This window comes from Variovorax sp. RO1 (assembly GCF_002849325.1).
Lineage (GTDB): Bacteria > Pseudomonadota > Gammaproteobacteria > Burkholderiales > Burkholderiaceae_C > Variovorax.
The window spans coordinates 657,456-670,061 of the sequence record NZ_PKMT01000003.1; the positions used below are offsets into that span (position 1 = coordinate 657,456).

Here is a 12,606-nt window from a genome sequence, read left to right on the forward strand (position 1 = left end):
CCCTTCGATCACCAGCCGGCGGCGCTCAGTCGATCGTTTGCATCGCCTGCCAGACCCGCGACGGGCTCAGCGGCATGTGCAGGCGGGGCGCGCGGGCGCCGAGGCCGTTGCGTGCGAAGGCGTCGGCCACCGCGTTGACGATGGCCGGCGTGGCGCCGATGGTGCCCAACTCGCCGACGCCCTTCACGCCCAGCGGGTTGTTCTTGCAGGGCGTCGACTCATCCATCTCCATCTGGAACATGGTGTCGACGATGTCGGCGCGCGGCGCGACGTAGTCCATGAGGCTGCCGGTCACGGGCTGGCCGGTTTCGGTGTCGTAGACCACCTGCTCGTACAGCGCCTGCCCGATGCCCTGCACCGCGCCGCCTTCGAGCTGGCCGCGCACGATCATCGGGTTGACCACGCGGCCCACGTCGTTGACCGAGCTGTAGGCCACGACGCTGATCTCGCCGGTGGGCGGATCGAGTTCGATCTCGCAGATGTGGCAGCCGTTGGGCCAGCTCGGGCCGGCCACGGTGCTGGTCGAGTCGACAAAGATCTCGCGCCCCGGCTGCTTGGCGGCCAGGGTGAACAGGTCGAGCTCGAGGTCGGTGCCGGCCACGATGAAGGTGCCGCGGCTGTAGACGATGTCGTCGATGGAAGCCTCGAACTCCTGCGCCGCGAGTTCACGCGCCTTGTCGATGGTGCGCTCGGCACCGATGCGCACGGCCGAGCCGCCGGTGAAGAGCGAGCGCGAGCCGGCGCTGCCGAAGCCGTCGCCGCGGTCGGTGTCGCCGAGCACCACGCGCACCTTTTCGATGGGCACGCCGAAGGCATCGACGGCCAGCTGCGCGAGCGAAGTGGCAATGCCCTGCCCCATGGCGTTGACGGCCGAGAACACCTCGATCACGCCGTCGGCCTGCACCGACACGGTCACGCGCTCTTCGAACACATTGCCGCCGGTCCATTCGAGGAACGTGGCGATGCCCAGGCCGCGTTGCTTGCCGCGCGCCGCGGACTCGGCCGCGCGGGCTTCAAAGCCCTGCCAGTCGGCCAGCTGCAGCGCCTGGTCCATCACCGACTCGAACTGACCGGTGTCGTAGGTCTGCGCCATCGGGTTCTTGTAGGGCATCTGCTCGGGGCGGATGAAGTTGCGCCGGCGCAGCGCGATGCGGTCGATGCCGGTCTGGCGCGCGGCCTCGTCCATCAGGCGCTCGATGGTGAAGATGGCCTCGGGCCGGCCCGCGCCGCGGTAGGCGCCGGTGGGCGCGGTGTTGGTGAGCACCGCCTTGAAATGGAAATCGATGGTCTGGATGTCGTAGACGCTGGTCTGCACCCACGGGCCGATCAGCAGCTGGATCGCGACGCCGGTGCCGGTGGCGTAGGCGCCGACATTGGCGAGCGTCTTGATGCGCAGGGCGAGGATCTTGCCGTCGGCGTCGAGCGCCATTTCGGCGCGCGCCTCGATATCGCGGCCGTGCGCGCTCGAGAGGAATTCTTCGCTGCGGTCGGCCACCCACTTCACGGGCCGGCCCACCTGCAGCGCCGCGTAGGCGACCGCGATGTCTTCAGGGTAGGCGCCAGTCTTCATGCCGAAACCGCCGCCGACGTCGCCCACGACCACGCGCACTTTTTCCTTCGCGAGGCCGATGGCCGCACAGACCGAATCACGCACGCCGGACGGCATCTGGGTGCTCATGCGGATCGTGAGGCGGTCGGTCTTGCTGTCGTGCGTGGCGAGCACGGAGCGCGGCTCGATGGTGAGCGCGACCACGCGCTGGTTGTTCACGTCGAGCGCGATGACATGGGCGGCGCGCTCGAACGCGGCGGTGGCGGCTTCGCTGCTGCCATGGCGCATCTCGGCGGCAATGTTGCCCGTGGCCTCGTCGCACAGGAGCGGCGCGCCGTCGGCGGTGGCACCAGGGAGGTCGACCACCATCGGCAGTTCTTCGTAGTCGACCATGACAGCCTCGGCCGCATCGCGCGCCTGCTGCACGGTGTCGGCAATGACGCACGCCACCGGTTCGCCGACAAAGCGCGCACGTTCGTGCGCCATGGCGCGGCGCGGCGGGCTGGCGCTGTCGCTGCCGTCCGCGCGCTTGAAGCCCGCGGCGCCGGGCATCGGCTTGACGCCGGCCTCGGCCAGGTCGGCCCCGGTGATCACGCGCAGCACGCCGGGCATGCCGACGGCCGCGGACGTGTCGATGGACACGATGCGCGCATGCGGATACGGGGAGCGGAGAAAAACGAGATGCGCCTGCTCGGAGAGCGTGACGTCGTCGGTGTAACGGCCGGCGCCTGCGAGCAGGCTTTCATCCTCGAGGCGGCGCACCGCCTGGCCGCTGCCGAAGCGCGTGGGGTTGGGTTCAGTGGTCAACGTGGTCCTCTTGTGCTGATCCCCGGCGCTCTGCTCATGCCTGCCGGATCCGCTGTGGTACTGCGAAAGCAAGCTGAGCACTATAGGTTTTTCGACGGGTCTTGTGGGGTTGTCTCGTGTGCCATCGGCGGTGGCACCAGGGCCGCAGCCTTGTGGACTGTTCCCGTGTGAGCGGGATTTTCCCTCAAGTGGCGGACGTTGCGAGAAGCCGTGTATACCTGCAACCATGCGACAACTGCCTTGGCTCGAACCCGGAGACACACTGCCCGACCCCGCGTCGGCATGGGACGAAAGAGACCCTGTGCCCGGCCTGCTGGCGGCCGGCGGATCGCTCGATGTCGATACTTTGATGCAGGCCTACGGCCGCTGCGTTTTCCCGTGGTTCAGCGACGACCAGCCCATCCTGTGGTGGAGCCCCGACCCGCGCATGGTGCTGCGGGTGAAAGACTTCCGGCGGCATCGCTCGCTGCGCAAGACCCTGAGCCGCTTTGCCATGACGCCTGGCTGCGAGCTGCGCATCGATCACGATTTTGGAACGGTGATCCAGGCGTGTTCGCAGTCGGCGCGCGCCGGCCAATCGGGCACGTGGATCGTGCCGGACATGGTGCAGGCCTATACGGAATTGCACCGCGCCGGACACGCACACAGCGTCGAAACCTGGATCGACGGCGAGCTGGCGGGCGGGCTCTACTGCGTGGCGCTGGGCCGCGCTGTGTTCGGCGAGTCGATGTTCACGCGCCGGCCCGACGCCTCGAAGATCGCGCTGGCCGGCCTGGTCGCACTGTGCCGGCACGCCGGCGTCGAAATGATCGACTGCCAACAGAACACCGCGCACCTCGCCAGCCTCGGCGCCCGAGAAATGCCGCGCGCGCGCTTTGTCGCGCATGTGGCCAAGGCCCGAAAACAGGACGGGCCACAGTGGCAATTCGACCCCGTATACTGGTCTGAACTCCTTTCCGAGCGACCTTCTCTTTCGACGTGACGTGACGTGACGCACCTCAAGGATCTTCCGCTTCACACGCTGCAGTTCTACGCGACGGCGCCCTATCCCTGCAGCTACCTGCCGGATCGCCAGGCCCGCTCGCAGGTGGCCACGCCCAGCCATCTGATCCACAACGACGCGTATTCCGACCTGGTGCTCAGCGGCTTCCGGCGCAGCGGCATGTTCACCTACCGGCCGTACTGCGACGGCTGCCGCGCCTGCATTCCGTTGCGCGTGCTGGCGCACAGCTTCCAGCCGAACCGCAGCCAGCGGCGCACAGCCAAGCAGCACGCCGACCTGCAGGCCCGCGTGCTCAAGCTGTGCTTCGTGCCCGAGCACTACCAGCTCTACCTGCGCTACCAGACCGGTCGCCACTCGGGCGGCGGCATGGACCACGACAGCATCGACCAGTACACCCAGTTTTTGCTGCAAAGCCGCGTCAACTCGCGGCTGGTCGAGTTCCGCGAAACCCTGCCCGACGGCAGTCCGGGTGCGCTGAAGATGGTGTCGATCCTCGACGTGCTCAGCGACGGGATCTCGGCCGTCTACACCTTCTACGAGCCCGAGGACGGCGCTGGCTACGGCACCTACAGCGTGCTGTGGCAGATCGAGCAGGCCCGCAAGCTGGGGCTGCCGCACGTCTACCTGGGCTACTGGATCGAGCACAGCGCCAAGATGAACTACAAGGCGCGCTTTTCCCCGCACGAAGTGTTGGTGGACGGCCACTGGCAGGCACCGAGCAATTTCACAAGGTAAAATTGGCGTCCGGTCATCACCGCCCAGCGCCATGAGAAAAAACCTATCCGACGTTCCCGCCACTCCCGTCATCCAGGTCATCGAGCGCATGTTCTCGCTGATCGATGTTCTGGCCTCGCGCGAAGAGGCCATTTCGCTGAAAGAAATCAGCGAAAAGACGGGGCTCCACCCGTCGACCACGCACCGCATCCTCAATGACCTCGCGGTCGGTCGTTTTGTCGACCGGCCGGAAGCCGGCAGCTACCGCCTCGGCATGCGCCTGCTGGAGCTGGGCAACCTGGTCAAGGGCCGCCTGAATGTGCGCGACGCGGCCCTGGGCCCGATGCGCGAGCTGCACAAGCTCACCCAGCAGCCGGTCAACCTCAGCATGCGCCAGGGCGACGAGATCGTGTACATCGAGCGCGCCTACAGCGAGCGCTCGGGCATGCAGGTGGTACGCGCCATCGGCGGCCGTGCCGCCCTGCACCTGACCTCGACCGGCAAGCTATTCCTGGCCGCCGACGACCCGCAGCGCGTGCGCAGCTACGCCACGCGCACCGGTCTGGCGGGCCACACCCGCAATAGCATCACCCAGTTGCCCGCGCTCGAGCGCGAGCTGTCGAAGGCGCGCCAGTACGGCATCGCCCGCGACAACGAAGAACTGGAACTGGGGGTGCGCTGCATGGCCGCCGGCATCTACGACGACCAGGGCAAGCTGGTGGCGGGCCTGTCGATCTCGGCCCCGGCCGATCGCCTCGACGAAGGCTGGCTGCCCAAGCTGCAGGCAACCGCCAACGAGATCTCGGGCGCGCTGGGCTTCAAGGACGGCATGGCTGCAACGCCTGCGTCGGGCGCGAACGTGACAACGGGCGCCTGAGCGCCCGTTTTCTTTCGACTCTTTCTTCTCTCTCCCCGGCGAGTCGGCCGGTGGGCCCTTCACAAGGGCAGCAGGCAGGCCGCTGAACGGCCTCCCCCGCTCGATCAGTCTCAGCCAGCGACCTGGAAGCCGCGCGGACCCGACACCGCGTGCGTGGCCTCGACCCAGCGGCGAACCCGCTCGGCGTCGGCGATGCGGCTGAACTTGCCGGCCGAATCCAGGAACACCATGATCAGCTTGCGCCCGGCCACCTTGGCCTGCATCACGAGGCACTGGCCGGCTTCGGAGATGTAGCCGGTCTTCTGCAGGCCGATGTCCCACTCAGGGCTGCGCACGAGGCGGTTGGTGGTGTTGAACTGCAGCACGCGGTTGCCGACTTCGACTTGGTACTCCGGCGACGTCGACAGCGAACGCACCGTGGCGTCGGAATAGGCTGCATTGACCAGCAGCGCCAGGTCTTGCGCGCTCGACTGGTTGCGGCTCGACAGGCCGGTGGGCTCGACGTAGCGTGTGTCCTTCATGCCGAGCATGCGGGCCTTGGCGTTCATGATGCTCACGAAGGTCGTGAGGCCGCCCGGGTAGGTGCGGCCCAGTGCGTGCGCGGCGCGGTTTTCGCTGGACATCAGCGCCAGGTGCAGCAACTCGCCGCGCGACAGCGTGGTGCCGACGGTCAGGCGCGAACGGCTGCCCTTTTCGGTGTCGACGTCGTCTTGCGTGATGGTGATGAGTTCGTCGTTCGGCAGACGGGCTTCGCTGATCAGCAGGCCGGTCATGAGCTTGGTGAGCGAAGCGATAGGCAGCACGGCGTGGTCGTTCTTGCTGAACAGCACTTCGTGGGTGTCCTGGTCGATCACCAGGGCGACGCTCGACTTCAGGTCGAGCACGTCTTCGGTGCCGTGCAAACCGGCCATCTGGCCGAAGGACTGGCGGGCGGGCGTCTCGACGCGAACCACCGAGCGGCGCTGGACGGCGACGACGGTCTTGCCGTTCTTCTTGCGGATGGTGGCCACGACGTTGCGGCCGCCGCGCACGACCTTGTCGGCCTGCTCGGTGCGACCACCGCGCGCCACCTTGGAAGCCGACGCATTGCGCTTGGCTTCGACGGGAGCCTTCGCCTTCTTGGCGACGGCAGACTTGGCGGCAGCGGGTTTTTCCTTCTTCGCGGCCTGGGCGCCAGGCAGCAAAAACGCCGAGGCGCACAGCGCCACGGCGAGGAACTTGAAGGCGGGTAGGAACCGCTGGATGGAAACTCGACGTAGACGGGTTTCAGGCATCAATAAATCTCCAGCGGCAACAAACGAGGACCGCAGTGTATCCAAATCAAAAAAGGCACGCAATATCAGTTACTTGCATCCCCTTCTTCATTCGAATACCAAGGAACGCCTCAAAACCTAACCTTGTGCCGCCACTCTCTCAGCTTGGCTCTGTAACTTGTTGAGCGCACTCAAATAAGCCTTTGCCGAAGCGACCACGATGTCTGGGTCTGCGCCCACACCGTTGACCACCCGCCCTGCGTTTTGTAACCGGACTGTAACTTCTCCCTGGCTTTCCGTCGAGCCGCTGATGGCGTTTACAGAGTAAAGAACCATCTCGGCGCCGCTCTTGACGTGGGCCTCGATGGCCTTGAGGGACGCATCGACCGGCCCGTTGCCGTCGGATTCGCTGGTGACTTCCTTGCCCTGGATCGTGAACACGATCTTGGCCTGGGGTCGCTCGCCGGTTTCGCTGTGCTGGGAGAGAGAGACAAAAGCGAACTGTTCACCAACGTTTGACAACTCTTCCGCGCTGACCAGCGCCAGGATGTCTTCGTCGAAAATTTCAGACTTGCGGTCGGCCAGCTCCTTGAAGCGCGAGAACGCGGCGTTGACCTCGGTTTCGCTTTCCATCGTCACGCCCAGGTCCTGCAGGCGCTGCTTGAAGGCGTTGCGGCCGCTCAGCTTGCCCAGCACGATCTTGTTGGCGCTCCAGCCCACGTCTTCGGCCCGCATGATCTCGTAGGTGTCACGTGCCTTGAGCACGCCATCCTGGTGAATGCCCGAGGCGTGTGCGAAGGCGTTGGCGCCCACCACGGCCTTGTTGGGCTGCACCACGAACCCTGTGGTCTGGCTCACCATGCGGCTCGCGGCCACGATGTGCTGGGTGTCGATGTTCAGGTCGAGCCCGAAGTAGTCCCTGCGCGTCTTCACGGCCATGACCACTTCTTCGAGCGAGCAGTTGCCCGCGCGCTCGCCCAGGCCATTGATCGTGCACTCGACCTGGCGCGCGCCGCCGATCTTCACGCCGGCCAGCGAATTCGCCACGGCCATGCCGAGGTCGTTGTGGCAATGCACCGACCAGATCGCCTTGTCGCTGTTGGGAATGCGCTCGCGCAGCATCTTGATGAAGTTGCCGTACAGCTCGGGAATGGCGTAGCCGACGGTGTCGGGCACGTTGATGGTGGTGGCGCCCTCGTTGATCACGGTTTCGAGCACGCGGCACAAAAAGTCGGGGTCGCTGCGGTAGCCGTCTTCGGGGCTGAATTCGACGTCGGCGATCTGGTTGCGCGCAAAGCGCACGGCCAGCTTGGCCTGCTCATGCACCTCGTCGGGCGACATACGCAGCTTTTTCTCCATGTGCAGGGGCGAGGTCGCGATGAAGGTGTGGATGCGCCCGCGCGCCGCGCCCTTCAGGGCTTCGGCCGCGCGTGCGATGTCACGGTCATTGGCACGCGAGAGGCCGCACACCGTCGCGTCCTTGATCGCATTGGCAATCGCTTTCACGGCCTCGAAGTCGCCGTTCGAGCTGGCCGGAAAGCCCGCTTCGATGACGTCGACCTTGAGCCGCTCCAGCAGCTTGGCGATGCGCAGTTTTTCGTCGCGCGTCATCGAGGCGCCAGGCGACTGTTCGCCGTCGCGCAAGGTGGTGTCGAAAATAATGAGTTGGTCGGTCATTGTGGATCTCCTTTGTTCGTTCCCACCTTGCGCGTGCGGCTGGTGCCGGTGCGTCAGGCGACTTCAACCGCCGATTGTGCGCTGTGCGCGCCGCGGGTCCGCGCCCGCTGCACGCCCGACACGATCGCCTTCAGCGAGGCCGAGATCACGTTCGCATCGATGCCGACACCGAACAGCGTCTGCGACTCGTCGACGCGCAGTTCGAGGTAGGCCACCGACTTGGCATCGGCGCCCGCGCCGATGGCGTGCTGGTGATAGTCCATGACGCGCACCGTGTGGCCGGTGGCCTGGCTCAGTGCCTGCGTGAAGGCGTCGATCGGGCCGTTGCCGCGTCCTTCGATGGCGCGCGTTTCACCATCCCAGGGCAGGTCGCCGCGCAGCACCACCGTGGCCTCGGCGCCCTCGCCTTCTTCCTGGATCACGCGGTGCTGCAAGGCCTTGGCGGTCTCGATGCCGTACTCGTTCACGAAGATCTGCCAGAGGTCGGCGGCGGTGAGCTCCTTGCCGCCCACGTCCATCACGCGCTGCACGACCTGCATGAATTCCATCTGCAGGCGGCGCGGCATCTCGAGGCCGTACTCGCTCTCGAGCAGGTAGGCCATGCCGCCCTTGCCCGACTGGCTGTTCACGCGGATCACGGCTTCGTAGCTGCGGCCCACGTCCTTCGGGTCGATGGGGAGGTACGGGATGTCCCAGATGTCGCCGTCCTTGCGCGCGGCGAAGGCCTTCTTGATCGCGTCCTGGTGCGAGCCTGAGAACGAGGTGTAGACGAGGTCGCCTACGTACGGATGGCGCGGGTGTACGGGAATCTGGTTGCAGTGTTCGACCGTGGCGCGGATCTCGTCGATGTTCGAGAAGTCGAGTTCGGGTGAAACGCCCTGCGTGTAGAGATTGAGCGCGACGTTCACGAGGTCGAGGTTGCCCGTGCGTTCGCCGTTGCCGAAGAGGCAGCCTTCGATGCGCTCGGCGCCCGCCATCAAGGCCAGTTCACCGGCCGCCGTGCCGGTGCCGCGGTCGTTGTGCGGGTGCACGCACAGCACGATCGAATCACGACGCTCAAGGTTGCGGTGCATCCACTCGATCATGTCCGCGAAGATGTTCGGCGTGGAATGCTCGACCGTGGTGGGCAGGTTGACGATGCACTTGCGCTCGGGCGTCGGAGCCCACACCGCCGTGACCGCATCGACGACGCGCTTGGAGAAGACCACGTCGGTGCCCGAGAACATTTCGGGCGAGTACTGAAAGGTCCACTTCGTGGCCGGCTGCTTGGCGGCGAAGTCATTGAACATGCGGGCATGGCTGCTCGCGAGTTCAACGATCTGGTCTTCGTCCATGCCGAGCACCACGCGGCGCATCACGGGAGCCACGGCGTTGTAGAGGTGCACGATAGCGCGCGGTGCGCCTTGCAGCGCTTCGAAGGTGCGTTCGATGAGGTGGTCGCGCGCTTGCGTGAGCACCTGGATCGTCACGTCGTCGGGAATGCGGTCTTCCTCGATGAGCTTGCGCACGAAGTCGAATTCGACCTGCGACGCCGAGGGAAAGCCGACCTCGATTTCCTTGAAGCCGATGGCCACGAGCGTCTCGAACATGCGCATCTTGCGCGGGATGTCCATGGGCTCGACCAGCGCCTGGTTGCCATCGCGCAGGTCCGTCGACAGCCAGATCGGGGCCTTGGTCAGCACGGCGTCGGGCCAGGTGCGGTCCTTGAGGCCGATCGGTGCGAATGCGCGGTACTTGGCTTGAGGTTGCTTCAACATGTCGATTTCTCTGTGATGGTTGGAACTCAACCAGCAACCCCAAAAGACAAACGGCCCGTTGCTGGTGCGAACGGGCCGTGATGAGGGATTAGCGCGTGCGCTACCGTCTCCGCCCGTGAGGGAGGGCTAGTAGGGCCAGCAGCGAAATCTTGGTCATGAGGGTTGCGAATGTAGCACAGCCTTCGCGGGCCTGTGAAGGCCCGGGACTTCAGTTGTGCAGCCCCCGCTCGTCGGGCTCTTCGGTCGAGGTGCTGATCACGCTCACCGGCTGGCCCTTGGCCTTGCGCCATGCGTACACCACGTAGCCGCTCAGGCCGTAGGCCACGAACAGGCTGAACAGCACCGTCGGCGGATGGATGTTGATGACCGCGATGCCCAGCGCGATCAGCACGATCACGACGAAGGGCACGCTCTTCTTCATCTGGACGTCCTTGAAGCTGTAGAACGGCGCGTTGGTGACCATCGAGAGTCCGGCATAGAGCGTGAACGCGAAAGTGATCCACGTGATCTGCGTCCACGAGAGGTACAGCACCTCGCCGCCGCGCTTGCCCCACTCGGTCATCAGCCAGATGAAGCCGGCCACGAGTGCTGCGGCCGCCGGCGACGGCAACCCCTGGAACCAGCGCTTGTCGACCACGCCCGTGTTGACGTTGAAGCGCGCAAGCCGCAGTGCCGCGCAGGCGCAGTACACGAAGGCGGCAATCCAGCCCCAGCGTCCCAGCCCCTTGAGCGACCACTCGTAAGCGATGAGCGCAGGCGCGGCGCCGAACGACACCATGTCGGACAGCGAGTCCATTTGCTCGCCGAACGCGCTCTGCGTGTTGGTCATGCGCGCCACGCGGCCGTCGAGGCTGTCGAGGATCATCGCGGCGAACACGCCGAGCGCGGCGAGGTCGAAGCGCGCGTTCATGGCCATCACGACCGAGTAGAAGCCGCCGAACAACGCCGCCAGCGTGAACAGGTTCGGCAGGATGTAGATGCCCTTGCGACGCTTGCGCGGCTGCACATCGTCGGGGAGCGTGTCGTCATGCATTGAAATGGCCTCCGTCCCTCGTGGGAACTGCCCGATCAGCTATCCATTCGATAGCGTCTTGGTCTGTGAATCGCATGCTTCGCAGTGTAGTTCAGGGGACCTGTGCGCTCCCCTTCAAACAAAAGGGCCACCGCGACGGGTGGCCCTGCGAAACAGGGTGCCGAAGCACCCTCTTGGCTCTTGCCTCTGAAGATCAGTTACGGGTCTGGTCGACCAGCTTGTTCTTCTTGATCCAGGGCATCATCGCGCGCAGCTTTTCGCCGACAACTTCGATCTGGTGCTCGGCGTTCAGGCGACGGCGGCTGATCAGCACCGGCTGGCCGGCAGCGGCTTCGAGCACGAAGCTCTTGGCGTATTCGCCGGTCTGGATGTCCTGCAGGACCTTCTTCATGGCCTTCTTGGTCTCGTCGGTCACGATGCGCGGGCCCGTGACGTACTCGCCGTACTCGGCGTTGTTCGAGATCGAGTAGTTCATGTTGGCGATGCCGCCTTCATAGATCAGGTCCACGATCAGCTTCAGCTCGTGCAGGCATTCGAAGTACGCCATTTCGGGCGCGTAGCCGGCTTCCACCAGCGTTTCGAAACCGGCCTTGATCAGCTCGACCGTGCCGCCGCACAGAACCGCTTGTTCGCCGAACAGGTCGGTCTCGGTTTCTTCGCGGAAGTTGGTCTCGATGATGCCAGCCTTGCCGCCGCCGTTGGCGGTGGCGTAGCTCAGCGCGAGGTCACGCGCCTTGCCGCTCTTGTCCTGATGCACCGCGATCAGGTGCGGCACGCCGCCACCTTGCGTGTACGTGCCGCGCACGGTGTGACCCGGAGCCTTGGGAGCAACCATCCACACGTCGAGGTCGGCGCGCGGCTGCACGAAACCGTAGTGCACGTTGAAGCCGTGCGCGAAGACGAGCGAAGCGCCTTCCTTGATGTTCGGGGCCACGTCGTTCTTGTAGACGGCGGCGATCTGCTCGTCGGGCAGCAGGATCATGACGACGTCGGCCGACTTCACGGCGTCAGCGACTTCGGCGACCTGCAGGCCGGCCTTGCCGACCTTGTCCCACGAAGCGCCGCCCTTGCGCAGGCCGACCACGACCTTGACGCCGCTGTCGTTCAGGTTCTGCGCGTGCGCGTGACCTTGCGAGCCGTAACCAATGATGGCAACCGTCTTGCCCTTGATGAGGCTCAGGTCCGCGTCCTTGTCGTAATAAACCTTCATGATGTTCTCCAGATAGATATGCGAATTGCAGTGTGTTGTTGTGCCGTTCGTCCTGAGCCTGTCGAAGGGCTCAATGCAGTCCCCGCTTGCGCGGAGGCTTCGACAAGCTCAGCCCGAACGGGCAACGACTGAGCTCCGAATCATGGTGTCAGACCCGCAGGATGCGTTCGCCGCGTCCGATGCCGCTGGCGCCGGTACGGACCGTCTCCAGAATGGCACTGCGGTCGATCGCCTCAAGAAACGCGTCGTTCTTGCCGTGATCGCCGGTGAGCTCGATGGTGTAGCTCTTGTCGGTCACGTCGATGATGCGGCCGCGGAAGATTTCCGCCATGCGCATCATTTCCTCGCGCTCCTTGCCCACCGCGCGCACCTTCACCATCATGAGCTCGCGCTCGGTGTAGGCGCCTTCGGTCAGGTCGACCACCTTCACGACCTCGATGAGGCGGTTCAGGTGCTTGGTGATCTGCTCGATCACGTCGTCTGAACCGTTGGTGACGATGGTCATGCGCGAGAGGCTTGCGTCCTCAGTCGGCGCCACGGTCAGCGATTCGATGTTGTACCCACGGGCCGAAAAAAGGCCCACCACGCGGGAAAGAGCACCCGGCTCGTTTTCCAGCAGCACTGCAATGATGTGTTTCATGTTGGCGTGACTCCTCTTTTCGCCGCCCTCCCCCGTGCACGGTAATGCGCGGGCTCGGCGGGCAATAGATTCGTCAGTAAAAAGTT

General features: G+C 65.1%; 10 protein-coding genes. 3 read left to right on the forward strand and 7 right to left on the reverse strand.

The genetic code is table 11. The annotated features are described in order from the left end of the window. Nucleotides 1–25: 25 nt before the first annotated feature. Nucleotides 26–2,356 carry a xanthine dehydrogenase family protein molybdopterin-binding subunit gene (locus tag CY658_RS20055; RefSeq protein ID WP_101491844.1) on the reverse strand — a complete coding sequence of 777 codons (2,331 nt, stop codon included), beginning with the start codon at nt 2,354–2,356 and terminating at the stop codon, nt 26–28. Between the two features lie 226 nt (nt 2,357–2,582). Here CY658_RS20055 and aat point away from each other — a divergent pair, with 226 nt between their 5' ends. Genes aat through CY658_RS20070 form a run of 3 tightly spaced genes read left to right on the forward strand, consistent with a single transcriptional unit; the run spans nt 2,583 to nt 4,950 of the window. Then, complete coding sequence (gene aat / locus CY658_RS20060) at nt 2,583–3,338, forward strand: leucyl/phenylalanyl-tRNA--protein transferase (RefSeq protein WP_101491845.1); 756 nt, start codon at nt 2,583–2,585, stop codon at nt 3,336–3,338. Nucleotides 3,339–3,344: 6 nt separating this feature from the next. Continuing rightward, nucleotides 3,345–4,094 (forward strand): arginyltransferase, encoded by a 750-nt coding sequence (locus tag CY658_RS20065; RefSeq protein ID WP_101491846.1) that lies wholly within the window; start codon nt 3,345–3,347, stop codon nt 4,092–4,094. A 31-nt stretch (nt 4,095–4,125) separates the two neighbouring features. Next, nucleotides 4,126–4,950, forward strand: coding sequence for an IclR family transcriptional regulator (locus CY658_RS20070; protein ID WP_070060913.1), 825 nt, complete (start codon nt 4,126–4,128; stop codon nt 4,948–4,950). A 110-nt stretch (nt 4,951–5,060) separates the two neighbouring features. Here the strand turns inward: CY658_RS20070 and CY658_RS20075 are convergent, their stop codons facing one another. The 6 genes from CY658_RS20075 to ilvN all read right to left on the reverse strand — a co-directional run bounded on the left by CY658_RS20075 (nt 5,061) and on the right by ilvN (nt 12,520). Next, nucleotides 5,061–6,224: a serine hydrolase gene (locus CY658_RS20075; protein WP_101491847.1), complete on the reverse strand. Its 1,164-nt coding sequence runs from the start codon at nt 6,222–6,224 to the stop codon at nt 5,061–5,063. 117 nt (nt 6,225–6,341) lie between these two features. Continuing rightward, nucleotides 6,342–7,880: a 2-isopropylmalate synthase gene (locus CY658_RS20080; RefSeq protein WP_099789844.1), complete on the reverse strand. Its 1,539-nt coding sequence runs from the start codon at nt 7,878–7,880 to the stop codon at nt 6,342–6,344. Nucleotides 7,881–7,933: 53 nt separating this feature from the next. Further along, a complete protein-coding gene (gene leuA, locus CY658_RS20085; RefSeq protein ID WP_101491848.1) occupies nt 7,934–9,637 on the reverse strand; it encodes a 2-isopropylmalate synthase in 1,704 nt (567 codons plus the stop codon). Nucleotides 9,638–9,845: 208 nt separating this feature from the next. Continuing rightward, nucleotides 9,846–10,670 carry a CDP-diacylglycerol--serine O-phosphatidyltransferase gene (pssA, locus tag CY658_RS20090; protein WP_056580207.1) on the reverse strand — a complete coding sequence of 275 codons (825 nt, stop codon included), beginning with the start codon at nt 10,668–10,670 and terminating at the stop codon, nt 9,846–9,848. Nucleotides 10,671–10,863: 193 nt separating this feature from the next. Next, nucleotides 10,864–11,880 carry a ketol-acid reductoisomerase gene (gene ilvC / locus CY658_RS20095; protein ID WP_062478069.1) on the reverse strand — a complete coding sequence of 339 codons (1,017 nt, stop codon included), beginning with the start codon at nt 11,878–11,880 and terminating at the stop codon, nt 10,864–10,866. A 148-nt stretch (nt 11,881–12,028) separates the two neighbouring features. Beyond that, nucleotides 12,029–12,520 carry an acetolactate synthase small subunit gene (ilvN, locus tag CY658_RS20100; RefSeq protein ID WP_099789850.1) on the reverse strand — a complete coding sequence of 164 codons (492 nt, stop codon included), beginning with the start codon at nt 12,518–12,520 and terminating at the stop codon, nt 12,029–12,031. Nucleotides 12,521–12,606 lie beyond the last annotated feature (86 nt).

Bases quoted from the DNA above. Each gene is read 5' to 3' on its own strand.
- ilvC (WP_062478069.1), bottom strand. From the start codon at position 11,880: ATGAAGGTTTATTACGACAAGGACGCGGACCTGAGCCTCATCAAGGGC.
- pssA (WP_056580207.1), bottom strand. From the start codon at position 10,670: ATGCATGACGACACGCTCCCCGACGATGTGCAGCCGCGCAAGCGTCGC.
- ilvN (WP_099789850.1), bottom strand. From the start codon at position 12,520: ATGAAACACATCATTGCAGTGCTGCTGGAAAACGAGCCGGGTGCTCTT.
- CY658_RS20075 (WP_101491847.1), bottom strand. From the start codon at position 6,224: ATGCCTGAAACCCGTCTACGTCGAGTTTCCATCCAGCGGTTCCTACCC.
- leuA (WP_101491848.1), bottom strand. From the start codon at position 9,637: ATGTTGAAGCAACCTCAAGCCAAGTACCGCGCATTCGCACCGATCGGC.
- CY658_RS20080 (WP_099789844.1), bottom strand. From the start codon at position 7,880: ATGACCGACCAACTCATTATTTTCGACACCACCTTGCGCGACGGCGAA.
- CY658_RS20070 (WP_070060913.1), top strand. From the start codon at position 4,126: ATGAGAAAAAACCTATCCGACGTTCCCGCCACTCCCGTCATCCAGGTC.
- aat (WP_101491845.1), top strand. From the start codon at position 2,583: ATGCGACAACTGCCTTGGCTCGAACCCGGAGACACACTGCCCGACCCC.